Consider the following 23,946-nt stretch of genomic DNA (forward strand, 5'->3'; position numbering starts at 1 on the left):
CGAAGCGGGGCGATGCCGATTACGCGATTCGATCGGCCCGAATTTATCCTGGAAAGTGCCGATCGACTATTCTGGGCGATGGCCCGGATCGGGCATTGCCGCCGCGACGAAAGAGAGGGCCTATGTGGTTCGCCCTGGCTCGCGGCATTGCCAGCCCGCTGGCGCGTCTGATCTTCTTTCCGAAGGTCATCGGCCGAAAGAACATCCCGAAGAAGGGCCGCGTCCTCCTGGCCAGTAACCACCTGGCATTCGTCGACAGCATCGTGATCACGCTGGTGGCGCCGCGCCGGGTGTCGTTCATGGCAAAGGACGAATACTTCACGACGCCCGGATTCAAGGGCTGGTGCATGCGCATGTTCTTCACGGCCATCGGTGCCGTGAGCGTCAAGCGCGGAGCCGGCGCCGCCGCCCAGGCGGCTCTCGACAAGGGCTTGGACATCTTGGAAAGCGACGGCGCCTACGCCGTGTATCCGGAAGGCACGCGGTCCTTGGACGGCAGGCTCTACCGGGGACGCACCGGCGTTGCCTGGCTGGCGTTGCAAAGCAAAGCGCCGATTGTGCCCGTCGCTTTGAAGGACACGCCGAAACTCCTGCCGAAAGGCGCCAAACTCCCCCGGCTGCATCGCATCACCGTCCAGTTCGGGGAGATGATCGAGCCGAAGCCCGACGTGAACGCGAAATCGGCGCGGTCGCGCCGCGAGCTGACGGACCGCGTGATGGACGCCATTCACGAAATGTCCGGCCAAGAACTCGCCGGCCGCTACAACTCCCCCGGCGGCAAATCGCCGCTCATGGACAAGGTGCGCGACAAGTTCCGGCAATTCACCGACCGCACGCATCCGACGGCGCCCGACGACTCCACCGAGGAATAGGGCCGGACGCCGCCTGCGCCTAGGCGGTCAGCGCCTTGTCGAGGTCGTCGCTGAGATCGTCCACGTGCTCGAGCCCGACCGACATCCGCACGATCGCGTCGTCCGGCTTGGCATCGCCGGCGACGGGCCGGTGCGTGATCGACGCCGGCACCTGGACGAGCGTGTCCACGCCGCCCAATGACACGGCGTGCCCGATGAGAGTGCACGCTTCGGCGAAAGCCGCCGCCCGCGCATGCCCGCCCTCCACTTCGAAGGCGATCATGCTGCCGGGGCCGGATTGTTGCGATTCGAGCAGTCCGCGCGGATCCTGCCCGGGCAGACCCGGATACAAGGTACGCGCCACCCGCGGGTGCTCGGAGAGAAAACGCGCCAGGGACTTCGCGGTTTCCTGCTGTGCGCGTACTCGAACCGGCAGCGTCCGCAGTCCCCGATGCAGCAGGTACGCGGCAAACGGATTCAACAGTGCCCCGGTCAGCGCACGGACGCCGCGCAGCCGGACCGCCCACTCGGGACCGCACGCCACGACGCCGCCCATCACGTCGCCGTGCCCGCCCAAGTACTTCGTCGCACTGTGCAGTACCAACGCGGCGCCGAGCTCGGCCGGCCGCTGGAGCACCGGGGTGGCGAACGTGTTGTCGACGAGCACCGGGACATCGCCGGCAGACCGGCAGACGGCGGCGATGTCGACAAGCTCCAGAGTCGGATTCGCCGGCGTCTCGATGACGACGAGTCCGGTATCCGGCCGAATCGCTGCCGAGACGTCTTCGTCGTCGGCCCACGTCACCTCGGTGCCGAGCAGTCCGGTGTCGAGCACGTGATCGGTGCCGCCGTACAAGGGACGCATCGCGACGACGTGGCGCTTGCCCGACTGCACCATTGCCGTCAGGACGGCGCTCATCGCGGCCATCCCGGTGCTGAATGCTACCGACTCGGCCGTGCATTCGAGTCCGGCCAGGCTCTCTTCGAACCGCGCGACGCCGGGCTGCCACAGGCGCTGATAAACGTGCGACTGGTCCGAGCCGGGCCTTCCGCCGCCGGCCATCTGCTCATAGGCCATTCCGCCGGTCTCGACTCCGGGCAGCGGATTGGTCGTGGAGAAGTCGATGGGCGGCACATGCGATCCTTGCGCAGTGAGCCCTTCCATCCCGCCATGAACGGCAAGGGTTTCCAAATGTGAATCATGCGTAGACATGCACCGATTACAGCAAGATCGCCTGTCTATCCCAACCAGTCATGGATATGCTTTTGATCACGACTGTATTGCCGAACGATCTTGCGAAATGGAGGGAGAAGCGGCGATGACCGCGAAGAATATTTCCCTGGACGGCGTGGACAGGGCGTTACTGTCGGCGCTCAGCGTCAACGCCCGAATGTCCGGAAGCGCACTTGCCGAGAAGATCGGCGTCGCGGAATCGACCGTCTCGGTCCGGCTGCGTCGGTTGATCTCCGCGGGCGTGTTGCGCGGATTCCGGGCCGACATCGACGTGAGTACCTTCCAGACGGCCCTGCAAGCCATGATCGCCGTCCGGCTCCGTGCGCACGACGGTTCGCACGTACACAGCTTTCAGCAGGCCGCCCCGGGATGGCCCGGCGTCATCACGATGTTCCACACCGGCGGTGCCGACGATTACCTGCTGCACGTGATCGTCAAAGACTCGGCCGGGCTGCGCGATTTCGTGCTGCAATACCTGATCGGGCATCCGGCGGTTTTGCACACCGAGACCAACGTGATTTTCGACAGGGTCGACGGCGACGGCCTGGCTGCCGTGATCGGCTAGGGTGATGCCGATGCGACAGTTCCGGCCGACCGCTCATCGCGGCGGAGCCGCTCTCGACGCCAATTTAGGCATCGAGAATACGGTGCGCGCGTTCATGAATGCCCGCAACCTCGGATACACCTATCTGGAGACCGACGTCCGCACCAGCTGCGACGGCGTCCCGTACGTGCTGCACGATGCGGAGCTGACCCGGATGACCGGCATGCCCGGGCTGCTGTCGGAGACGACGTCGCGTGCGCTGGACGACGTGCTGGTGGCCGGGCGCGAACCCCTCCCCCGTCTTGAAGCAGTTCTGACCGAGCTGCCGGATTGCCATTTCAACATCGATTTGAAGGACGACGGCGCACCCCGCCGCGTTGCGGACGTGCTGACCCGTACCGGCGCGGCAAGCCGGGTCACCGTGGCTTCGTTCGACAATCGGCGGCTGCGGTTGTTCCGGCGTCTGATGCCGGACGTCGCCACGTCGGCCTCGACCCGCGAGACGGCGCTGTTCGTCCTGGGCACCCTCCCCCGCCTTCGCCGGAGCGCGGTGGACGGCGGCGCGACCCGCCTCCAGCTGCCGCTGGACTACTCGGGCCTCCGCGTGGTCACTCGCCGGCTCGTTGAGCGGGCTCACCTCGCCGGGCTGGCCGTTGACGTGTGGACAATTGACGACCCGGCAGTCATGAACGAGCTGATTGACCTGGGCGTCGACGGCATCGTGTCGGACGCCGTCGATGTTTTACGGGACGTGGCGGCAGCCCGCGAGCTTTGGCCAACCGGAGCCTGAACCGATAGACTGCCGTGTTGCACCGGAACAAACGCCGGGAGTCGCGCGTTGTCCGAGTGAAGACTTTTCCGCCGCGGATCGCGGCATCATCGATGAGAGGGTAAAGCATGAGCGAGCGCAGCCTCCGAGGGACACAGCTTGGCTCCAGGAGCTTGGAGTCCGATGCCGGCGTTGAGCCGGCACCACGTCAGATTGCCGAATACGTGTGTGCGGACGGCAGCACGTTCACCGTGCCGTTCTCGGTCGAAGCGGATATTCCGCAGACCTGGGAATCGGGCACCAGCGGCCACGGCATCCTCAAGGGGACGCAAGAGGCCGGCGCCGATGACGAGAAGCACGTGCGCACCCACTGGGACATGCTGCTCGAGCGGCGCAGCCCCGAAGAATTGCAGGCGCTTCTGGACGAGCGGCTGGAACTCTTGCACGCCGGCCGACTGCACCAGAGCCCGGCTACCGGCGAGAGCAAGGAATCGGCAAAGAAACCCGCCAAGCGCAAGGCCAAGAAGTAGCAGGTCTTAATTCTTCCGGCGTCGGTTTGCCGCACGCCGCAACGGGCTCGTCAGCGATTTCAGCTGGCGGGCCCGTTGTCGTATCGCCCACGCCGTCGTCAAGACGAAAGCCTCGCCCACTATGGCGCCGGTCATCTTGGAGGTGCCGTATTCTCGTTCGACGAACGTGATGGGCACCTCGGCGATGGCGAACCCGGCAAGCCTGCTGAGCCATGCCATGTCCACCTGGAAGCAATAGCCCTGCGACGAGATGGTGTCGAGGTCGAGCGCCTCGAGCACGCTGCGCCGGTAGGCGCGGAAGCCGGCAGTGGCGTCGTGCAGTCCGATTCCCATGGCCACCCGCACATACGTGTTCGCCGACCGGGACAGCAGCTGGCGACGCCGGGGCCAATTGACGACGCGTCCGCCCGGCACCCACCGCGACCCCAGTACGACGTCCGCGCCGGCAGTGATCGTGTCCAGCAGCCGCGGGAGATCCTCGCTGCGGTGTGAACCGTCGGCGTCCATTTCGACGAACACGTCGTAATCGTGCCCGAGCCCCCAGCGGAAGCCGGCGATATAGGCGTTGCCGAGCCCGGACTTGCGATGCCGGTGCAGTACGAAGACACGGTCGGAATCCGCGGCGAGTGAATCGGCGATCCGTCCGGTGCCGTCGGGAGAATTGTCGTCGACGATGAGGATGTCGATCTCGCGGTCGCCGTCCAGGAGTGCGGTCACCGATGTCGGCAGGGAACGGCGTTCGTTATACGTCGGCATGACGACGAGCGTGCGGCTGCCGGGAACGGTCATCGGGCCCGCCTTAGTGTCACACTGGTCCGATCCGGTGCGGCCTTCGGGCCGAAAAGCTGCTGCAATTCGTTTTCTACTGACCGCCCGGATCGGACCATGTGCGACAAATCGGTCGTGATGACCAAGTACGAACCTACCTGTTGGTACGGTGGTGTCAATCCCGCTCTGACCAGGGACGATGCACGTTTGCGCTGGTCAGACGCACGCTCTGTCGGTGAATATTTCGTAAACCTTCGGCGTGTCCCGTGGCGTGTCGCGATTTTCGTGCTAGCGACTGTCGTCGGTCTCACGCGCTTCGACCCTGTTCGGACATGTGGACCCGCCGACCGCGGCGCACCGTCGACAAGCACGTGGGGCGGAACTCCGGATCGGCCAGGTCCGGCAGGCCCGGCGTGCCGGAGCGCGGATCGGTGCTCCAGGCGGCGATCCGCTCGTCGGCGACCTGTACCAGCAGATCGGTCGGCGCCCAGATCGTGAACGTGGCCTGCGCTCCGGGCACCAGCGCGCCGTCCCCCGGCCCGCCGGCGACGCGTCGGCCGCCGCGGGTGTGGGCAGTGAACGCGGCACGGGCGGAAATTCGCTCATTCGGGTCGTCGGCGAATACTGCAGCGCGCACCGACCCCCACGGATCCGGCGCACCGTCCGTGCCGGCCGCTCCGAACGCAACCGGAATGCCCGCCTTGATCATGCTGCCGATGCGCGCCTCGCCGTCGCCGGGCCGGACGCCGACCGACAGCCTGCGCGAATTCATCTCGGCGATCATGTCGTCGGAGGCGGCGTGCGCGATATCGACGCGGTGGCCGGCCGCAGCAAGCCGGGCTCGGCCGGCAGACTCGGCAGCCGCATCGTACCCGGCAAGCACACGGGCCAGCTGTCCATCGTCCGCCGCCGTGAAGCGGGCTTGCAAGCCGGCCGACGTGGCGGCCGCGATCTGAGCGGCGATGTCACCGTCGTCTCCGACCTCAGCGGCAAAACCGGTCAGCCACGGCGCGGCGTCCTTCCACTCGTCGGCTTCGGCGGCGGTAGACACCTGCGCGGCAATATAGACTGCCGTATCGGATTCCTCGTCGGGCGCGAACCGCTCGACGTCGTCCGCGCCGACCGTGATGTGAACCGCCGCGACGCCGCGGGCGGCACCGGCCGAGGCGGCGTCGGGCGCCGAGCCGTCCGCCAGGGCGTCCACGAACGCCGGCGTCACCAGCGCGCCGTCCAGCTCCACCACCTCCGCGCTGTCGCCGACGGCGCGCGCCGCCTCGTCCGATCCGACCCACGCCACCGAATCGCCGTCGATGAGCATGGCCGTGGCAAAGGGATCGGCCGGCGAATACACATCGCCGCCCAGAAAGAGAGTCTTGTGCATGTCCTCCAGTTTGCCGTGCCGCGCCGTCATGCGCTGCACCCGGTGGCCCATCTCACGTCCGTGAGTCGTGACGGGGCCGGCGCCGACCGAACGGGGATGAGAAATGTCGGTGCCGCCCGATAGAGTCGACGCATGACCGAAGACCCCGCGGCGCCGTCGCTACTCGTGCTGGACACCCCGGCGCTTTATTACCGGGCGTTTTATGCGATGCCCTCGTCGATCACGACCGACGACGGGCAGCCGGTGGGCGCCGTGCGCGGCCTGCTCGACATGATTGCGCACCTCATCGGAACCTACGGCGGGTCACATGTGCTCGCCTGTTGGGACGACGATTGGCGGCCGCAGTTCCGAGTCGACCTCGTCCCCTCGTACAAGGCCCACCGGGTCACCGAGGACGGCCAGGAGACGCCGCCGGAGCTGTTGGCGCAGCTGGACTGGATCCGCACGGCGTTGCGCGCGGCGGACATCCCGGTGGCGGGCGTGCCCGGCTACGAGGCGGACGACGTGATCGCATCGCTTGTCACGGCAGCAGCCGGCGACAAAGTGGTAGTCACCGGCGATCGCGACTTGTTCCAGCTGGTCGATGACGACGTCAACGTCGTCTATCCGGGCAAATCGATCCGCGAAGCCACCCGCATCGATCCGACGATCTTGCGCGACGAGTACTCGGTCGCATCCGGCACGGCGTACGCCGTGATGGCGACGTTGCGCGGCGATCCGTCCGACGGATTGCCCGGCGTGGCCGGCGTCGGCGCCAAAACCGCTGCCAAGCTCGTGGACGCGTTCGGCGATCTCGACGGCATCATCGATGCCGCGGCCGATCCGGTCAAACCGATGACCCCCCGTATCGCTGCGGCGATCGAGCAATCGGCCGATGACCTGCGCCGGGCGTACCGGGTCGTCACGACCGTCAAAGACCTTCCGGTGTCATCGTGGGTCGACGGCGCCGGCGCGCCGGTCGCCGGCGCATTCGATACGGCCGCCGACCGGTCGGCGGCGCTGACCTGGGCGAAGCCGCTACGTGTCGATTCGAGCTTGAGTCGGCTTCTTGCCGCTCGCGACCGCGCTGCCGCCGACGGGGCCGCCGACAACAGGGAGCAATCATGATCTCGAACCAGATCAGCTGGACTGCGGGCGCATTGCTGGCCTTCGATTTGGAGACGACGGGCGTGGACCCCGCCACCGCCCGCATCGTGACGGCGACCGCTGCCGAGCTCGGCCCGGGACCCGATCCGTTGACCCGGGCAATCACCGACACCCGTGAATGGCTCGTCGACCCGGGCATCGACATTCCGGAATCTGCCGTGGCCATCCACGGCATCACGTCGGCGCGTGCGCGGGCGGAGGGCATGCCGGCGGCCGCCGCGCTGCAGCAGATCATTGACCGGATCGGTCAGGCTGCTCGACAGGGAATCCCGGTGGTCGGGCACAATGTCAGTTACGATCTGACGGTGCTGCACGCCGAAGCGCTTCGCTGGCACCTGGATCCACCGAACCCACAGAAAGGCACCCTAGGGTGGGTGATAGACACCCTAGTGATGGACAAACACATGGATCGATTCCGCCGAGGAAAACGTACTCTCGAGGTCACGGCCGCGCATTACGGCGTGCCGTTGACGAACGCCCACGACGCGACGTCGGATGCCGTTGCCGCAGCCCGTGTCGCCGCCGTCCTGGGCCACCGTTACCCCGATTTGGCCGGACACACCGCCGAACAGCTGCACGCGCTGCAAGCCGACTGGAAACGGGAACAAGCGGCGAGCCTGCAATCGTATTTGCGTCGGCACAACCCCGACGCCGTCGTCGACGGTGCCTGGCCGGTGACCCTCTGATGGCCGTCGGCACCTTGTTCTCCCGATTGCTGAACCGCCCGGGCGCTGCGGCCAGCAGCAGCTTCCGGTGGGCGCACGCCGCATTGAAGCAGATCGGCGACGCGGAGAAAGAGCTGAAGAAACTCAGCGACGATGAATTGCGCGACGCTGCCGGCGACGTGTACGGCGACGGCGAACCGACGCGCGCCCAACACATCGAATTCGTCGGCATCGCCCGCGAAGCCGGGCGGCGCGCGCTCGATGAACGCGCATTCGATACGCAGATCCTCGGCACGCTCGGACTCTTATCGGGCCACGTGGTCGAAATGGCCACCGGCGAAGGCAAGACTCTTGCCGGCGCGATGGCCGCCGCCGGGTGGGCGTTGGCCGGCCGCAGTGTGCATGTGCTCAGCGTCAACGACTATTTGGCCGGGCGCGACCGCGAGTGGATGCTGCCGCTGCACGAAATGCTCGGCGTCGCAACCGATTCGATCGATCAGAACACTCCTGCCGATGACAGGCAGCGAGCCTACGCCGCCCCGATCTGTTATGCGGCCGTCAATGAGGTCGGCTTCGACCTGCTGCGCGATCGCTTCATCGAACGCGACGCCGACCAACGCATCGAAGAATTCGACGTCGTCCTTGTCGATGAGGCCGATTCGATCCTCATCGACGAGGCGCGCGTGCCGCTCGTTTTGGCCGGCAGCACGAACACCGAAGCGTTCGACGCCGAACTTCCGCGGATCATCGCGGAGCTGGATCCCGACGTGCATTACGAGGTCAGCCCCGACAACCGAGCGGTCAGCTTGACCGGAGCCGGCCTGGACGCCGTCGAAGAACGACTGGGCGGTATCGACCTTTACGGCGACGATTCCGACCGTCTTTCAGCCGTCAACATAGCGTTGTATGCGCACGCCCTGGTCCACCGCGACGTCGACTATCTGGTGGTTGACGGGCAGATCCGGCTCGTCAGCGATTCTCGCGGCCGCGTGGCGCAGTTGCAACGTTGGCCGGACGGGCTTCAAGCGGCTGTCGAAGCGAAAGAAGAAGTCAGCGCGACGGCCAGCGGCGAGATCCTCGACTCGATCACCGTCGAAGAGCTGATCAACTCCTACCGCAGCATTTGCGGCATGACGGGGACGGCGGTTGCCGTCGGCGAGGACTTGCGCGAGTTCTACGGGCTCGAGATCGCCGTCATCGATCCGAACGTGCCGTGCGTGCGCGACGACGAAGAGGATCGGATCTACGCCACCACCGCGGCCAAGGACAAGGCGCTCATCTCCGAAGTCCGCAAGCACCACCGACTCGGCAGGCCCGTTCTGATCGGCACGCGCAGCGTGGCCGATAGTGAACGGCTTGCCGAACAGTTGACGTCCCGGCGAATCGACGTCGAGGTGCTCAACGCGAAAGACGACAAGCGCGAGGCCGAGATCATCGCCAAAGCCGGCGCCAAGAGTGCCGTGACCGTGTCGACGCAAATGGCCGGGCGCGGCACGGACATCCGTCTTGGCGGCGACGAAGTCGTCGACTTGGGCGGCCTCGTCGTGATCGGCGCGGGACGCTACCACAGCTCCCGGCTCGACGATCAGCTGCGCGGCCGGTCCGGTCGGCAAGGCGACCCGGGCAGTTCGGTCTTCTTCACCAGCCTCGACGACGACTTGTTCCGGCGCGTGCCGGAAGCGTCCAGGCTCGCGGACGCCGCCGACGAGAGCGGCCGTGTCACGCACCGCCGTGCCGCGCCGCTGTTGGAGCACGCGCAACGGATTCTGGAAGGCGAGAACACGGCAATCCACCGCGACACGTGGCGGTTCAATCAGTTGGTGCAAAAGCAGCGATCGCTTGTGCTCGATAAGCGCGAGGGCATTCGCCATGACGGGGTTGGCCAAAGCGAAGTGATTGAGGGCGCCCGCGATTCGATAGTCGACGACGCGATCGAGGAATTCGGCGAAGCGGCAGTGCACGCCGGACTGCGCGACGCGCTACTGTTCCATCTGGACGAGCGGTGGGTCGAGCACTTGGAATTCCTGAACGATCTTCGCGAAGGCATCCACTTGCGCAGCTTGGCCCGGGAAAAGCCGCACGAGGCGTTCAACATCGAGTCCATCAAGGCGTTTGAAACGTTTTGGCCCGATGTCCTCTCCTCGACGATCGACACCGTGAACAACGCGGAATTCAACGAGAACGGCATCGACCTGGTCGGACACGGGATGCGGCGGCCGAGTTCGACGTGGACCTATCTGACCACCGAGTCGGTGTCGAGCTCGGACATCGAATCGTTCGTCCGACGGCTCGGCAAGAAGGGCTGAGCGGGACTACTCCAGGGCCTGGCCGACGACCCCGCGTCGCACGACGTCGATTGCTTTTCCGGCGGTGCGGCGCAAGGCCGGGTCGCCGACGCCTCGCAGCTGATCGAGCAGATCGAGAACCTGTTTGGCCCACCGGACGAAATCGCCGGCCGCCAGATCGCCGCCGGTGAGGACGGCGTCCAGTGACTTACCCGACGCCCACTTGTACATCGGCCAAATGATCCCCTGATCGGGCTCGGCCGTGCGCTCGACCCGAAAATCGGACTCGACGGCTTCGAGGGCGGCCCAGGTACCCAGCAGGCCGTCGACGGCCGAGCTCAGGCGCCGGGTCGGGAACCGTGTCAGCATTCCGGACTCCTCGCGGCGGGCCGAATAGACAAGCGTCGACGCCAAGGCGGCGACCTCCGCCGGTTCGAGATCCTTCCAAAGTCCCGCGCGCAGCGATTCGGCTGTGAGAAGGTCCCGCTCGCCGTAGATCCGGCACAACGCGTCAGCGTGCCCCGGCAGGTAGCCCAGACGTTCCAGCACCCCGCACACCCGGTCGAAGACCTTGGCGATCGAATTGGTCCGCCCCTCGATCTGGCGTACCAGCGCATCCGTTTCCCGACGCAACTTCCACCAGCGCTCAGCCCATCGAGCATGGGTCTCGCGTTCGGAACAGCCATGGCAGGGATGAGAGGCGATCCGCCGGCGCAGCGCTTCGATGGCCTCGTCGTCGGCGGACGACCGCGGCGGCGTCCGTCGACGGTTTCGAAGATCGTGCGGCGTGCGCCGACCTTCACGGAGCGCGCTGCGCAACGATGAAGCCAGATCGCGCCGTGATTTCGGGCTGCGGACGTCGAAATGTTTGGAAACCTTGATTCGGCCGACGGGCTCGACCGGATCGACGGCATCCGTCTCGCGGACGACCCGCAGCTGACCGTCGAGCGTCAACACCGTGGGCATTTGCGCATTGCCGCGCTTACTCACGTGCCCGGGCAGGACGACTACCGAGGGGCCGGCTCTCCGGCCCGTGCCGATGTCGATGATGTCACCGGGCAACAGGTCGAGCAGTGACCGGCGCAGCCGGTGCTTCATGCCGCTGGCGGCCCCCGAGGACGCGCGCTTTTCCAGGTCCGTCAGCTCACGTCGGAGAGCTGCGTACTCGGCGAAGTCGCCGTGGTCGCACTGCTGCGCCCTCGCGTAGCCGTCGAGGGCGCTCTCGTTCTCGCGCACCTTCCGCGCCAGGCCCACGACTCCCTTGTCGGCCTGGAACTGGGCGAACGACGTTTCCAGGATTCCGCGTGCCGCCTCACGGCCCACCTGGGTGACGAGATTGGCGGACATGTTGTAAGTCGGTCGGAAACTCGACCGCAGATAGTAGCTGCGTGCCGAGGCGAGCCCCGCCACGCTCTTCGGGTTCATTCCCGGGCCCCACAGGACGACCGCGTGTCCCTCGACGTCGATGCCCCGGCGTCCGGCGCGCCCGGTCAACTGCGTGAACTCCCCCGGCGTGATGTCGGTATGCGTCTGCCCGTTGAATTTCGAAAGTTTTTCCAATACGACGGTGCGCGCGGGCATGTTGATGCCCAGCGACAGAGTCTCGGTGGCGAACACGGCACGCACCAGCCCGGCGACGAACAGCTCTTCGACGAGCTGTTTGAACGTCGGCAGCATACCGGCGTGGTGCGGGGCCAACCCGGACAGCAGACCGGCCCGGAAGTCGTGGAACCCGAGAACGTCGAGGTCTTCGGCCGGCAGCTCCGCGCACCGCTCGTCAATGGTGTCTTTGATGACGCGTTGCTCCTCCGGCGTCGTCAATGTCACGTGCGCCCGCAAGCATTGCTGAACCGCCGCGTCGCAGCCGGTGCGCGAAAAAATGAACGTAATGGCGGGCAACAGCGCCTCGGAGTCCAGTCGCTTGATGACCGCTGAGCGGCTGGGACGGCGCGTGCGGCCCTGATCGCCGCGCCGCAGGTCATATCGCTCGCGGCGGCTGCGGCGGTGCCCCGGCTGCTGCCTGGGTCTGGTCTCCACGGAAGCCAGCTGCTTCAACTGCGGGTTGACCGAGCCGTCGACAAAGAGATCGTACAGGCGGCTACCGGCCATGACGTGCTGAAACAGCGGCACCGGACGGGCTTCGGTGACGATGACGTCGGTCTCCCCCCGGACCTCGCCCAGCCAGTCGCCGAATTCCTCGGCATTGGACACTGTCGCCGACAACGAGACGGTCTGCACGGACGGCGGCAGGTGGATGATCACTTCTTCCCACACGGGCCCGCGGAATTTATCCGCCAGATAGTGCACCTCGTCGAGGACGACGAAGCCCAGTCCGGACAAGGTGGCCGACGACGCGTACAGTATATTACGCAGCACTTCGGTCGTCATGACGACAATGGGGGCTTCGCCGTTCACGCTCACGTCACCGGTCAGCAGGCCCACGCGGTCGCTGCCGTAGGCGGCGCACAGTTCGCCGTATTTTTGGTTGCTGAGCGCCTTGATGGGAGTCGTGTAAAACGCTTTCCGGCCCGATCCGATCGCCAGGTGGACCGCGAACTCGGCAACGACCGTCTTTCCGGCACCGGTGGGCGCGGCGACGAGTACCGACTTGCCGGCTTCGAGGGACCGGCATGCGTCGATTTGAAAATCGTCCGGTTCAAAGCCGAGCGACCGGCTGAATTTCCCGAACTCCGGTTGCCGTGCGCGGGCCGCCTTCCGTGCGGCGGCGTAGCGCTCCGCGGGAGAACTCATGACTTCAGCCTAGCTGTGGGTCACTCCCGTTTTGCATCCGGATCGTTTCGGCCGGCGTCCGCATCGTCGGCGTCGTACTCGTCAAGATCGTCGTCCGCATCCGGATCGACCCAGGTGCCCTCGGCGATGGCCTTGCGCTTGCGGCGTCTGTCGTTCGCCGCGCAGATCACCCAGGCGATGACGAACAAGACGAGCATGGGGACGGCCAGGAAGAACATGGACACGGCGTCCGGCGTCGGCGTCGCGATGGCCGAGAACAGCAGCGTGAGAATGATGATGATGCGCCAGCCCTTGACGAGCGTCTTCGCGCTGAGGATTCCCACCATGTTCAACGCCACGACAATGACCGGGATGACGAAGGCGATGCCGAACATCAGCACAATCATCATGACGAAGCTCAGGTAGTCCTGAGCGTTGATGATATTGCTGGCGCCCTTCGGGGTGAAGCTCGTCAGGCCCTTGACGGCGTTCGGCAGGGCAAAGAAGGAAGCGACGGAACCCAGCAGGAACAGCGGGATGGCCGCCCCCATGAAGCCGAGCGTGTATCCGCGTTCTTTTTTTGTCAGGCCCGGGGTGACGAACGCCCAGATCTCGTAGATCCACACCGGCGACGACACGATGGCGCCGATGAACAGCGACACCTTCAACTTCATGTCGAAGGCGGCGCCAACGCTTTGGAAGTTGACGTCGGCCGTGTTTCCGCGTGCGGCGGCGACTTCTTGGATGGGTTGCTGAAGTATGTAGAAGACCGGATCGTAGAGAAACCAACCGGCAACTGCCCCGAGGACGACGCCTATCGCGGCGATAATCAGACGGTTCCGCAGCTCGATGATGTGCGCTTTGAGGGGCATCCGCCCGTCGGCATTACGACCGCGGCGCGTCACAGTTCGCGCCACCGCCGGTTAACTGTCCGTGTGGCGAGTTGACGAGGTACTGCCGGAGGACTTCTGGTCCTTGTCGACGATGTTTCCTTCGATGGGCCGTTGCGGCTCCCCCGACTCGGTATCGGAGTCGGACTCGTTGTCGTCATCGTCGCGAAGGCTCTTGACCTCGCTCTTGAAGATCTTCATCGACTTACCGAGATTCTTGGCAAGTCCGGGAAGCTTCGGCGCAGCGAAGATCAACACGATGATGAAGATCACGATGAGGATCTGTGGTCCGTCGAACAGTCTGCCCATGGTGTTGTTCTCCTTTAAACGTTAGCTTTCATTGTACGCCATATGGACGTCGACATCACCCGAGCTCCCGGTAACGGTTCAGAGCCGAGCGGGCCGCTTCGACGGCGCCGTCCTGGATTTCCGCCGGTTCGATGACCGTTGCCGCTCCCCCGAGGCGCGGCAGCAGCCGGCGGAGCCATCCCGTGTCGGCAGTGCGCAATACGATGCGACGTCTGCCGTTGCCCAAATCGACGTCCTCGTCCGTCGGATAGTATTCGGCAATCCAGCCGGCTTCCGGCTCAAGTTCCATCGTCACTGCCGTGTCGGTCGAAGCCGGCACGAAAATGCCGGTGCTCAAGTCCTTCGGCTCGGCCCGTTCCGGGGGTGTCCCATCGATGTCGAGAAGCTCTGCCGCCGTGATCCGGTCGGTGCGGAACAGCCGCACATCGGCTGCGCGATGACACCAGCCCTCGAAATACCAGTGGCCGTCCGTCGACGTGAGAGTCATCGGGTCGACGTCCCGTTCGGTGACCTCGTCGCGTGCCGGCACCAGGTATGAGATGTGCACGCGCCGGGTCGCGCCCAGCGCCCGCTGCAGCGTGGCAAGGACGTCGGCACTGCCGGCCTCGGCAGCGTCCACGCCAATTGTCCGAGCTGCCGACAGCCCGCCGGTCGCCTCGACTAGTTTGGCAAGGGCGCTGTCCACGGCGTCCTTGCCGGCCAGGCCGGGCACGTCGGCGAGCATGCGCAGGCCCACGATAAGCGTGAGCGCCTCGTCCATCGACAATCGCACGGGTTTGGAAAGCTCGTCGGCGTTGCCGAGGTAAACGTGGCCGGATTCCCAATCGGCCTCGATCAGGTCATCGGGCATGTGCCCGGGTGTGCCGCAAAGGAACAGCAGCTGCAGGTCGTCAACGAGTTCGTCTTCGGTGATGTCGAACCGGGCCGCGGCATCGGACAGCCCGATGCCCTGATGGTCGAGCAGATACGGCACCATGGCCAGCAGCCTGGACAAATGATCGGTCGCGGGCAGAGTCATCGGGCTCCCTCCTCGCTTCCGGCGACAAATGCTTCGAGCCGTTCGATCACTGCTCGGCGGAGTTCGGGCGGCGACAGCACGACGACGTCCGGTCCGTAGCCGGCCAGTTCGGCCGCGAACGAGCCGAGGTCGGTGAAGTCGATGTCGATCTGGTCGGCGTCGAACGGGTGATCTCCGCAGGCCCGCATGCGCAAGGACTGTCCGGTGCCGGCGGCAAGGCCGAGCCGGGCAGGATAGGTGGGGGCCGGATCGTTCGAGAGCACCCGGCGAGCATCGAAGTCGTCGGGGATCTCGTACGCGCCCGAACGTCCGACGGCCTTCACCGTTCCGGTGATGCGTGAGAGGCGAAAGACGCGCGGAGCATCCCGGTCGGTGTCGTGGCCGCTGACGTACCAACGGCCGTGCCACGTCAACAGTCCCCAGGGTTGGAGGTGGCGCTCGGCCGTGTCGCCGCCGGGCTTGCGGTAGCTGAACGTCACGGAGCGTCGATGTCCGACGGCGCGATACAGCGGCGCGAACGCCGGCTCGACGGTGCGCACCCGCGGCTCGACGCCAATCAGCGATTCGCTGTCCGGCTCGACGCCGACGGCACGAAGCTTGGTCAAGGCACGCGCTGCGGGCCCGGCTAGCGAGGCCTGCTGCCAGGTCCGGGACGCGATGCCCAGCACGGTTGCCTCTGCGGCAGTGAAGTCGAGCACCGGCAGCTGGTAGGCCTCGCGGTCGATCTTGTAACCGGTGGTCGTCGTGTCGTCGTCGAACAACGTCTCATTGGTGCCGGTGACGACCGGAATGCCGAGTTCGCGCAGCTCGTCCTTGTCGCGTTCGAACATGCGCTCGAACGCCTCAACGGATTTGGCGTTGGCATACGGTTCGATGGCTTGTCGGATTTGGCTCTTCGTCAACCACGTTCGGGTCCACAGCAAGGCGATCACCAGGTTCAGCAGTCGCTCGGTGCGTCCGACGGGCGTGGAACTGGTAGGCACAGTGCAAATCTACCTGAGATCGCGCCGGCGAGTGGTGAACCTGCCGCGCGCCGGGTAGCGTTTCGAAGGTGATTCATTGGCGTAGGGCGCGCGTAGCGTCGATCCTGTCCGACCGGCCGGGAGTGCGTGAACTCACCGTCACGCCGTCGACGTCGCTCCCGGGAGCGACGACCAGCGACGTCCGGGCCGTGGCGTACACGGACCTCGTGGGGACGCCGGAACGCGGCGACGACGTGCTGGTGAACGTGTCGGCGCTGGCCCGAGGTCTCGGCACGGGCGGGTTTGCGCTGGTGGTGGCGTTGCCGGACCGGCTCCCGGCCGATCCGCCGGACGGGCCCGGACACCTCGTCAAGGCCCGGTACACGCCGATGCAGACCATGGTGCTGGGCGTGGACGATCAGGAATCGCCGCATCATGACGCGTTGGCGGCGGCGGACTCGCTGGACGGGATGCCGGTCGTGGTGGCCGATCTGCACTCGGCGCTGCCGGCGATAGTGGCGGGGATCCGGCTTGTCGATCCGTCGCTGGTGGTGGCGTACGTGATGACTGACGGCGGCGCGTTGCCCGCCCGGTTCTCCGCCACGGCTGCCGGCCTGACCGAGTCCGGCTGGATCGCCGGGACCGTCAGCGTGGGGCAGAGCTTTGGCGGCGATATTGAGGCGGTCAGCCTGCACACGGGACTGCTTGCCGCCAAAAGCGTGCTCCGGGCCGATATCGCTATTGTGGCGCAGGGCCCGGGCAACCTGGGCACCGGGACGAAATGGGGGTTCTCCGGCGTGTCGGCCGGCGAAGCCGTCAATGCGGCGTCCGTTTTGCACGGGCGTCCCATCGGTTCGCTGCGCGTCTCCGAGGCCGATGAGAGGCACCGACATTTCGGCGTCTCGCACCATTCGCTCACCGCCTACGGGCAGGTGGCCCTGGCGCCCGCCGAGATCGCGGTGCCGGAGCTGCCGGGGAAATTCGGTGCGGACGTGCGCAGGCAAGCGGCCGCGCTCGGAGCGCCGCGCGGCCGGCACGTTCTCGTCAACGTGCCGGCGGACGGCCTGGACGACGCATTGGCCGGCTGCCCGGTTCCTTTGAGAACCATGGGCAGGGGCCCGGGCGACGACCGGGCGGCCTTCGTCAGCGCGGCGGCTGCGGGACGGTACGCGGCTAACGCACGCCCATGAGGTCGACGACGAAGATGAGAGATTCGCCGGGGGCGATGGCTCCTGCCGCGCCGGCGTCGCCGTAGGCCAGCTTGGCCGGGATGGTGAGACGACGACGTCCGCCGACTTTCATGCCGGCGATGCCTTGATCCCATCCGGCGATGACCTGTCCGACGCCCAGCTGGAACTCGAGCGGGCTGCCGCGGTTCCACGAAGCATCGAATTCCTCGCCCGTGGAAAAAGCCACGCCGACGTAGTGAGCGCTGACGACACTTCCCGCCTTCGCCTCGGCACCGTCGCCGACTACCTCATCGACGACCTCGAGGTCAGCCGGCGGGATCTCGCCGGGAAATTCGATTTGCGGCTTGCTCCGATTAGCGCTCATGGGTGTCCTTGTCTGTTGTTCGGGCGCGTTCCGGACGGGTCACGCGCGATTTACGAGTCGGCCGACAGGATATCGACGACGAAGACCAGCGTCGAGCCGCCGGGGATCCCGTTGTTGTCGTCCTTGCCGTACCCCATCGACGGCGGCACCACGAGCAAGACCTGGCTGCCGACCGTTTGACCGACAAGCCCCTTGTTCCAGCCCTTGATGACTCGCGCCTGGCCAATGTTCTGCACCGTGTACGTGCTGGGCGACTTTCCCCAGCTGCTGTCGAACTCCTTGCCGTTCTTCCACAGCACGCCCGTGTATTTCACGGTGAGGTTGTCGCCGGCCTTGACGACCTTGCCCTTGCCCTTGATGAGCGGCTGGACGGTGAGCTTCGTCGGCGCCTTCGACTTCGGCACCGAGATCGACGGCTTGCCGTCCTTGGCCAGCTTGACCTTCGGCAACCCCTTCTTGGGCGGCACCGACGTGCCCTTGGCCCGAGTCGGGATGGTTTTCGCTCCGGTGACGTCGATGACGTAGACGAGCGTCTGCTGCGGCTGTCCTTGCTGCGCCGATGCGTTGAGCAGCAACAGGATGCGGCTGCCGATGTTCGCGCCCTTGACGGCCTTGAACAGGGCCGGGCTGATTTGCTTCGAGTCCATCGGGAACTGCGCGGACTTCTTCAGACCGTAGTTGGATTGAAGAGTCTTGCCGGTATTGCCGCTGACCATCGTCATATTGGCGCTGACCAGCTGGCCCTTCTTCACCGGTTTGCCCTTGCCGCGGTGCACGATTTTTGACGAGTCTTTCGCCACGAGCGGCGCCTTGAAGTCGACGGTCGGTTCTTTACCGGATTTGCCGGCAACCGTGATGTCGCCTATTCCATGAGACTTCGCGTCCTTGGCCGAGACCGCCGAACTGCCGGTGGACGGCGATGGGGACGACGAGGCATCGTCGTTCCCGTTGCTGCAACCGGACACGACGAGCACTGCCGCCAGCAAACCTGCAATGACACTTCGACGCACTTGATCAACCTTCAATGTGTAAAAATTATGGGGGCGCACGTGGCGGTGTCAGAGTAGCGCGGCAAGCTGGCAATTTCCTAACCGTGGCGAGTGCCGGACGGATCTACATGCTCTCGATGAGACGTTCGACCCGGACGTCGACGCTTTGAAACGGATCCTTGCACAAGACCGTCCGCTGCGCTTGGTCGTTGAGCTTCAAATGTACCCAGTCGACAGTGAAATCGCGGCGGTGCTCTTGAGCAGCGCGCACAAAGTCCCCGCGGAGCCTGGCCCGGGTGGTCTGCGGCGGCAGAGCCGTCGCCTCGAACGTCTCGACGTCGGTGCAGATCCGTTCGACGAGGCCGCGGTCCGCCAACAGGTTGTACAGGCCGCGATCGCGGGAAATGTCATGGTAGGCCAGATCCACTCGGGCAACGCGCACGTCGTCCAGCCTTAGATCGTGTTTGGCGCGGTACCGGTCGATCACGCGTTTCTTGATGGCCCAGTCGATCTCGCGGTCGATCAGCGTATGGTCGCCGCGTCGGATGGCCAGCAGGGTGCGCTGCCACAGGTCGAGTACCTGCTTGGTGCGTTCGGGCGAGCCCAGGCTCGTCGGGTTCTCGGCCGCGAACGCCTCGGCTTTGGCGTAGAACTCCTCTTGCATATCGAGGGCCGATGCACGCCGACCGTTGGCCAGCGTGACGAGTTTGGACGCCGTGAGGTCGTGGCTGATGTCGCGGATGGAGCGGATCGGGTTCTCCAGGCTGGAGTCGCGCAGCGGAACCCCGGCTTCGATCATGTCAAGCACGAGTGCCGTCGAGCCGACCTTGAGCAAGGTGGTCGTCTCGGACATGTTCGAGTCGCCCACTATCACGTGCAAGCGCCGATACAGCTCGGCGTCTGCGTGCGGCTCGTCGCGGGTGTTGATGATGGGTCGCGACCGGGTGGTCGCCGAGGACACGCCTTCCCATACGTGATCGGCGCGCTGCGACAAACAGTATTCGGCGCCCTTGGGCGTGCTGAGCACCTTGCCGGCGCCCACCATGATCTGCCGGGTGACGAGGAACGGCAAGAGCACGTCGGCCAGCCGCGCGAATTCGCCGCGCCGGGTGATCAGATAGTTCTCGTGGCACCCGTACGAGTTGCCGGCCGAATCGGTGTTGTTCTTGAACAGGTACGCCTGACCGGAAAAGCCTTCGTCGGCCACTCGTTCCTGGGCGTCGGCCAGGAGGCCCTCCAAGATCCGCTCCCCCGCCCTGTCGTGGATGACGAGCTGGCGCACGTCGTCGCATTCGGCGGTCGCGTACTCGGGATGGGAACCGACGTCGAGGTAGAGCCGCGACCCGTTCCGCAAGAACACGTTCGACGAGCGTCCCCAGGCCACCACCTTGCGGAAGAGATATCGCGCCACTTCCTCCGCGCTGAGTTGTCGCTCGCCGTCGGCCGAATAGGCGACCCCGTATTCGGTCTCAATGCCGAAGATCCGTTTTTTCACGCGTTCTGCGCCCCGGAATCGGGCTCGGCGGCGACTATCCGGGCCACCTCGGCCGCGCCGATACGCCGGAACGTGCGCCTCCGGGCGCCGCGTTCCATCACCGCGACTTCGAGCGCGTCGGCCTCCGGGACGGCGTCCGCAGCCCCCTTGCCGAGCGCCGCGACGCCGGTGCGGATCGCCTCGGACAGGTCGGCTTCCGGCCGCCACCGCTCCTTCAAGGCGGCATTGATCTGTTCGGACTGGCCGCCCATGGCCACGAAGTGCCGTTCATCGACGACCGAGCCGTCGTACGTCAGCCGGTAGATCTGGTCGTTTCCGGTGTTGGACCCGAGTTCACCCACGACGATCTCCACCTCGTAGGGCTTCTGCTCGGTGGTGAATACGGCACCGAGGGTCTGCGCGTATGCGTTCGCCAGGCCGCGTGCGCTGACGTCCGACCGGTCGTAGGAATACCCGCGCAGATCGGCGTAACGCACGCCTGCTTGCCGGAGGATTTCGAACTCGTTGTATTTGCCGACGGCGGCAAAGCCGATCCGGTCGTAGATCTCGGCCACCTTGTGGAGGGCGTTCGACGGATTCTCGGCAATGAACGCCAAACCGTCCAGATAGCTCAAGACGACTACCGACCGACCACGGGCAATGCCCTTGCGCGCATAGTCGGCGCGATCCTTCATGAGCTGTTCCGGCGAGACGTAGAACGGCATGGACATGTCTCAGGCCTCCCCTGCTTCGTCGGTGCGGCGGGCGATGACAGCGCGCGACATGGCGCCGAGCTCGTCGGCCGGCGGTGAAGTGACGCCGTCGTCGGTGATCACGCACACCGTCGGCCACAGTGAACGCGTCACGTCCGGCCCGCCGGTTGCGCTGTCGTCGTCGGCGGCGTCGTAGAGCGCTTCGATAGCGACCGCCGTGGCGGCCTCCGACGACAAGCCCGGCTTCCACAGTTTCTTCAGCGCGCCGCGGGCGAACACCGACCCCGAACCGATTGTGTGATGGTCGAATTCCTCGTAGCGCCCGCCCGTGACGTCGAACGAGAAGATCCGGCCCATTCCGGCGTCGTGGTCGTAGCCGGCGAACAGCGGCACGACCGCCAAGCCCTGCATCGCCAGCCCCAGGTTCGTCCGGATCATCCCGGCCAGCCGGTTCGCCTTGCCCTCGAGGCTGAGGAGCGCGCCCTCGATCTTTTCGTAGTGTTCGAGCTCGACCTGGTAAAGCCGTACCAACTCGATCGCCAAGCCCGCGCTGCCGGCAATGCCGACCGCCGAATAGTGGTCGGTCGGGAACACCTTGTCGACATGCCGGCTCGCAATCAGATTGCCCATGGTGGCCCGTCTGTCCCCGGCGATCAGGACGCCGCCGGAAAACGTCAGCGCCACGATCGTGGTTCCGTGCGGGCTGTCCGGCACGTCGCCGCCCGGCAGGGAACGCTTCGCCGGGAGCAGATCGGGAGCCGTGGCGGCGAGGAATTCCTGGAACGACGACGTGCCGACGTTCATATATGCGTCATTCAGTCCGCGCTCCGCGCTCACTTACTCACCGCCCTTTTGCACGAAGCTGCGCACGAAGGTCTCCGCATTGGATTCCAGCACGTCATCGATCTCGTCCAGCAGGTCGTCCACGCCTTCCGTATCGGCCTGGGCCGATGGTGCGGGCGGAGCCTCCGGGGGCTCTTCCGGCTCGTTCTCGCGGCGTTTCGGATTGATTTGCTCTTGGCCAGCCATGGTCGATCCTTTCGTTCGATCACCGTGTACTCCGGTTCAACGTCCGTATCCCCGATCCTATGCCGGGGCACCGTCAATCCGCGCCGAGCGCACTGACGAGTTCCTCCGCGGACGGGTCGTCGTCGAACAATCCGCCCACGTGATCACGGGTTCCGCGCAACGGTTCGAGCATCGGCACTCGTTGCAAAGTCCGATGGGTGGCAAGGTCGAACACCACCGAATCCCAGCTGGCGGCGGCGATCGAGCTGCCGTACCGGCTGATGCACTGCCCGCGAAAGTAGGCGCGCGTGTCTTCGGGGGCATTGTCGACGGCGTACGCTATCGCCTCGTCCGACCACAGGCGGCGGAATTTGCCGCGCGCCTGCATCTTGGCGAACAATCCCTTTTCCGGCCGGACGTCGGAGAACTGCAAGTCGATCAGCGCCAGCTTCGGGGCCGCCCAACTCAACTGCTCACGTTGGCGGAAGCCGTCCAACAGCGTGTACTTGGCGACCCAGTCGAGCACGTCGCCGCATTGAAGCGGATCGGCCGCGAGCCGCGTCAGGATCGTCTCCCATTCGGTCAACACGTCCCGGGTGTCGTCGTCATCGATGGCTCCGGTCTCGGCCGCGTACTTTTGTGCGGCCTCCAGATAACGCTTCTGCAATTCGATTGCCGTGTACGACTTGCCGTCGGAGCACGGCACGCGGACCGTGCAGGTCGGATCGCGGCTGATCGTGTAGAGCGCTTCCAGTGAATGATTCAGCTCGATGTCCGGCGCCCTGTCGTTTTCAATCAGTTCGAGAACGAGCGACGTGGTGCCCATCTTCAAATAGGTGGCGATTTGCGACTGCGTGGCGTCACCCAGGATGATGTGCAGCCGCCGGTATTTGTCGGCAAGTGCGTGCGGCTCGTCGCGCGTATTGACGAGCGGACGCTTCAACGTCGTTTCCAGGCCGACCTCGGTTTCAAAGTAGTCGGCCCGCTGGCTGATTTGAAAGCCCTCGGTTTCGGCCCGCTGGCCCAAACCGACCCGGCCCGCGCCGGTGAAGACCTGCCGAGTGACGAAGAATGGAATGAGGCCGGCGACTATTCGACCGAACGGTGTGGACCGCGGCATCAAGTAGTTCTCGTGCGTTCCGTACGACGATCCCTTGTTGTCGATATTGTTCTTATACAGGTTGACGGGGCCGCCGCGCGGCTCACCGGCCAGCTGACGGCTCGCGGCCAGCATGACCTGCTCCCCGGCCTTGTCCCAGCGGACGGCGTCCTTCGGATTCGTCACCTCCGGCGACGAATATTCGGGATGCGCATGATCGACGTACAAACGCGCACCATTGGGCAGGACGACGTTCACCAGGTTCGGCTCGTCGATGATGCCTTCATCGGTCAGCTGGCTGGGGTCGGCGTCCGCGCGCGGCATCGAGAACCCGCGCGCATCCTGCAACGGCGTCTCGTCGGCGAAATCCCACTGCGATCCGGCCGACCGCAGGCCTCGCGGCGCAGCATAGCCGTGCACGACGCGGGCGGACATCAGCATCGGGTTGGCACCGGGGTCACCGGGCGCGCTGACACCGTACTCCGTCTCGATTCCCATGACACGACGAACGCTCATGACACCAGCCTACGTGGCCTCACGATGCGGTGATCGGGCCCGTCGCTGAGGCGCCGTTTAGAGTGGGAGGGTGCACTCCAAATCTCTCGTCGCGACTGCCGCGGTCCTCGACGTCGTCCTCACCCTCGCGTTCGTCGTCATCGGTCGCAGCTCGCACGCCGAAGGCATCACGCTTGCCGGGACGATGACGACCTGGTGGCCGTTCCTGGCGGGTCTCGCGGTCGGCTGGATCGGCACCGCTGCCTGGCTGCGCCCAATGTCGATCGTGCGCTCCGGTATCGGAATTTGGCTGATCACCGTCGGCATCGGCATGGCCCTGCGAGTCGTCAGCGGGCAAGGTACCGCCGTCAGCTTCATTGTGGTGGCGCTTGTCGCCGTCGGCGTGCTGCTGCTCGGCTGGCGGGCGGCGGCCATCCCAATCCTCCGCCGTTCTCGCCGCAAAACGCCCCGCGGCGTATAGCCCGCCCCGTCATAACCGGGCGTTTTGTACGGCGCGGGGCGTTTTGCGGTA

At 65.7% G+C, this 23,946-nt stretch carries 24 protein-coding genes; 9 read left to right on the plus strand and 15 right to left on the minus strand.

All coding sequences use genetic code 11. The features are described from left to right. The first annotated feature begins 122 nt into the window (after positions 1-122). Positions 123-872, plus strand: a complete 750-nt coding sequence (locus BJY26_RS13470) for a lysophospholipid acyltransferase family protein (protein ID WP_179428747.1) — start codon at positions 123-125, stop codon at positions 870-872. Positions 873-891: 19 nt separating this feature from the next. Here BJY26_RS13470 and BJY26_RS13475 read toward each other — a convergent pair whose 3' ends face one another. Further along, the gene (locus tag BJY26_RS13475) at positions 892-2,064 is read right to left on the minus strand and encodes a trans-sulfuration enzyme family protein (protein ID WP_179428748.1); all 1,173 of its coding nucleotides are present in this window, start codon (positions 2,062-2,064) and stop codon (positions 892-894) included. A gap of 106 nt (positions 2,065-2,170) precedes the next feature. On the opposite strand from BJY26_RS13475, the gene BJY26_RS13480 reads away from it, so the two are divergent. The 3 genes from BJY26_RS13480 to BJY26_RS13490 all read left to right on the plus strand — a co-directional run bounded on the left by BJY26_RS13480 (position 2,171) and on the right by BJY26_RS13490 (position 3,928). Then, a complete protein-coding gene (locus BJY26_RS13480; protein ID WP_179428749.1) occupies positions 2,171-2,650 on the plus strand; it encodes an Lrp/AsnC family transcriptional regulator in 480 nt (159 codons plus the stop codon). 10 nt (positions 2,651-2,660) lie between these two features. After that, positions 2,661-3,419 (plus strand): glycerophosphodiester phosphodiesterase family protein, encoded by a 759-nt coding sequence (locus BJY26_RS13485; protein ID WP_179428750.1) that lies wholly within the window; start codon positions 2,661-2,663, stop codon positions 3,417-3,419. A 107-nt stretch (positions 3,420-3,526) separates the two neighbouring features. Beyond that, a complete protein-coding gene (locus tag BJY26_RS13490; protein WP_179428751.1) occupies positions 3,527-3,928 on the plus strand; it encodes an RNA polymerase-binding protein RbpA in 402 nt (133 codons plus the stop codon). Positions 3,929-3,934: 6 nt separating this feature from the next. Here BJY26_RS13490 and BJY26_RS13495 read toward each other — a convergent pair whose 3' ends face one another. Next, the gene (locus BJY26_RS13495) at positions 3,935-4,717 is read right to left on the minus strand and encodes a polyprenol monophosphomannose synthase (protein WP_179428752.1); all 783 of its coding nucleotides are present in this window, start codon (positions 4,715-4,717) and stop codon (positions 3,935-3,937) included. 286 nt (positions 4,718-5,003) lie between these two features. Then, on the minus strand, positions 5,004-6,128 hold the full coding sequence (locus BJY26_RS13500; protein WP_179428753.1) for an amidohydrolase family protein: 1,125 nt from the start codon (positions 6,126-6,128) through the stop codon (positions 5,004-5,006). A gap of 81 nt (positions 6,129-6,209) precedes the next feature. On the opposite strand from BJY26_RS13500, the gene BJY26_RS13505 reads away from it, so the two are divergent. Genes BJY26_RS13505 through secA2 form a run of 3 tightly spaced genes read left to right on the plus strand, consistent with a single transcriptional unit; the run spans position 6,210 to position 10,194 of the window. Further along, entirely contained in the window at positions 6,210-7,184 is a 975-nt protein-coding gene (locus BJY26_RS13505; RefSeq protein WP_179428754.1) for a 5'-3' exonuclease, read from the plus strand. Next, on the plus strand, positions 7,181-7,909 hold the full coding sequence (locus BJY26_RS13510) for an exonuclease domain-containing protein (RefSeq protein ID WP_179428755.1): 729 nt from the start codon (positions 7,181-7,183) through the stop codon (positions 7,907-7,909). Before BJY26_RS13505 ends, BJY26_RS13510 begins: the two co-directional genes overlap by 4 nt. Next, entirely contained in the window at positions 7,909-10,194 is a 2,286-nt protein-coding gene (secA2, locus tag BJY26_RS13515; protein WP_179428756.1) for an accessory Sec system translocase SecA2, read from the plus strand. The genes BJY26_RS13510 and secA2 overlap by 1 nt, the downstream gene beginning before the upstream one ends. Before the next feature lie 6 nt (positions 10,195-10,200). On the opposite strand, the gene BJY26_RS13520 is transcribed toward secA2, so the two are convergent. The 5 genes from BJY26_RS13520 to BJY26_RS13540 are packed head-to-tail and all read right to left on the minus strand — an operon-like array spanning position 10,201 to position 16,103. Continuing rightward, positions 10,201-12,924, minus strand: coding sequence for a DEAD/DEAH box helicase (locus BJY26_RS13520; protein WP_179428757.1), 2,724 nt, complete (start codon positions 12,922-12,924; stop codon positions 10,201-10,203). Between the two features lie 20 nt (positions 12,925-12,944). Beyond that, positions 12,945-13,775: a twin-arginine translocase subunit TatC gene (tatC, locus tag BJY26_RS13525; protein ID WP_179428758.1), complete on the minus strand. Its 831-nt coding sequence runs from the start codon at positions 13,773-13,775 to the stop codon at positions 12,945-12,947. A gap of 51 nt (positions 13,776-13,826) precedes the next feature. After that, positions 13,827-14,102 (minus strand): twin-arginine translocase TatA/TatE family subunit, encoded by a 276-nt coding sequence (locus BJY26_RS13530; protein ID WP_179428759.1) that lies wholly within the window; start codon positions 14,100-14,102, stop codon positions 13,827-13,829. Positions 14,103-14,157: 55 nt separating this feature from the next. Beyond that, entirely contained in the window at positions 14,158-15,120 is a 963-nt protein-coding gene (locus BJY26_RS13535; RefSeq protein WP_179428760.1) for a helix-turn-helix transcriptional regulator, read from the minus strand. Continuing rightward, positions 15,117-16,103 carry a helix-turn-helix transcriptional regulator gene (locus tag BJY26_RS13540; protein WP_179428761.1) on the minus strand — a complete coding sequence of 329 codons (987 nt, stop codon included), beginning with the start codon at positions 16,101-16,103 and terminating at the stop codon, positions 15,117-15,119. The genes BJY26_RS13535 and BJY26_RS13540 overlap by 4 nt, the downstream gene beginning before the upstream one ends. A 68-nt stretch (positions 16,104-16,171) precedes the next feature. On the opposite strand from BJY26_RS13540, the gene BJY26_RS13545 reads away from it, so the two are divergent. After that, the gene (locus tag BJY26_RS13545; protein WP_179428762.1) at positions 16,172-17,272 is read left to right on the plus strand and encodes a DUF3866 family protein; all 1,101 of its coding nucleotides are present in this window, start codon (positions 16,172-16,174) and stop codon (positions 17,270-17,272) included. On the opposite strand, the gene BJY26_RS13550 is transcribed toward BJY26_RS13545, so the two are convergent. The 7 genes from BJY26_RS13550 to dop form a co-directional block, all read right to left on the minus strand. Continuing rightward, positions 17,256-17,636, minus strand: a complete 381-nt coding sequence (locus BJY26_RS13550; protein WP_179428763.1) for an FKBP-type peptidyl-prolyl cis-trans isomerase — start codon at positions 17,634-17,636, stop codon at positions 17,256-17,258. The genes BJY26_RS13545 and BJY26_RS13550 overlap by 17 nt on opposite strands. 50 nt (positions 17,637-17,686) lie before the next feature. Next, the gene (locus BJY26_RS19610; protein WP_179428764.1) at positions 17,687-18,646 is read right to left on the minus strand and encodes an FKBP-type peptidyl-prolyl cis-trans isomerase; all 960 of its coding nucleotides are present in this window, start codon (positions 18,644-18,646) and stop codon (positions 17,687-17,689) included. Positions 18,647-18,749: 103 nt separating this feature from the next. Then, entirely contained in the window at positions 18,750-20,120 is a 1,371-nt protein-coding gene (gene pafA / locus BJY26_RS13560) for a Pup--protein ligase (protein ID WP_179428765.1), read from the minus strand. Continuing rightward, entirely contained in the window at positions 20,117-20,830 is a 714-nt protein-coding gene (gene prcA / locus BJY26_RS13565) for a proteasome subunit alpha (protein WP_179428766.1), read from the minus strand. The genes pafA and prcA overlap by 4 nt, the downstream gene beginning before the upstream one ends. 3 nt (positions 20,831-20,833) lie before the next feature. Continuing rightward, entirely contained in the window at positions 20,834-21,616 is a 783-nt protein-coding gene (gene prcB / locus BJY26_RS13570; RefSeq protein WP_179429971.1) for a proteasome subunit beta, read from the minus strand. Positions 21,617-21,649: 33 nt separating this feature from the next. Further along, on the minus strand, positions 21,650-21,841 hold the full coding sequence (locus BJY26_RS13575) for a ubiquitin-like protein Pup (protein WP_179428767.1): 192 nt from the start codon (positions 21,839-21,841) through the stop codon (positions 21,650-21,652). 73 nt (positions 21,842-21,914) lie between these two features. After that, positions 21,915-23,435, minus strand: coding sequence for a depupylase/deamidase Dop (gene dop / locus BJY26_RS13580; RefSeq protein ID WP_179428768.1), 1,521 nt, complete (start codon positions 23,433-23,435; stop codon positions 21,915-21,917). Between the two features lie 70 nt (positions 23,436-23,505). Between dop and BJY26_RS13585 the strand changes: the two genes are divergently transcribed. Then, on the plus strand, positions 23,506-23,895 hold the full coding sequence (locus BJY26_RS13585) for a DUF3054 domain-containing protein (protein ID WP_179428769.1): 390 nt from the start codon (positions 23,506-23,508) through the stop codon (positions 23,893-23,895). Positions 23,896-23,946: the final 51 nt, after the last annotated feature.

The sequence above is a fragment of the Spelaeicoccus albus genome (assembly GCF_013409065.1).
Lineage (GTDB): Bacteria > Actinomycetota > Actinomycetes > Actinomycetales > Brevibacteriaceae > Spelaeicoccus > Spelaeicoccus albus.